This window comes from Xanthobacter tagetidis (assembly GCF_003667445.1).
Taxonomy (GTDB): domain Bacteria; phylum Pseudomonadota; class Alphaproteobacteria; order Rhizobiales; family Xanthobacteraceae; genus Xanthobacter; species Xanthobacter tagetidis.
The window spans coordinates 1-516 of record NZ_RCTF01000082.1 but is presented as its reverse complement, the minus strand read 5'-3'; the positions used below and the strand labels follow the sequence as shown (position 1 = coordinate 516).

At 57.8% G+C, this 516-nt stretch carries 1 protein-coding gene; it reads left to right on the top strand.

The genetic code is table 11. The annotated features are described in order from the left end of the window. Positions 1-38: 38 nt before the first annotated feature. A complete protein-coding gene (locus D9R14_RS22760; RefSeq protein WP_121625956.1) occupies positions 39-431 on the top strand; it encodes a plasmid mobilization protein in 393 nt (130 codons plus the stop codon). The last annotated feature ends 85 nt before the right edge of the window (positions 432-516 follow it).

Sequence of the window (516 nt, the reverse complement as noted above, 5' to 3'; positions counted from 1 at the left end):
ACCACCGGTCAACGATAGTCAACTGAGGAATTCCGCTAATGGAAGAGAATACGCAGCCATCGTTCCTAGACCTAGAGACGCGGATACGACGCTCGAAAGGACGCACAGGGCGCACGATCAGCGCGACCGCTCGCGTCACTCGCGACGAACAGAACGAGATGGAACGAGCCGCCAAGCTGAAGGGGCAGAGCCTTAGCGAGTGGTGCCGCGAGGTACTACTTGCGGCCGCCCGAGGCGAAACCATCACGCCTACGTTTACAGAAATCGTGGCCATCCGCCAACTTCTGAATTCCACGCTGCGGAGTGTCGTCTGTGGCGACTCGATGACGCCCGAAGCGTTCCAGAAAGAGCTTCAGACGATCCGCAATTCAAAGCACAAGGCAGCAGCAGAAGTCATGCAGCAGTACGCCGCAACGGAGGCGGGACGATGAACAACAATCAGAAGTGGGGCCGCAAAGAAACCATCGTTTGGCCGCCACACGCACCTGTTTATACCTTCTGCGCCTTGGCTTTGGG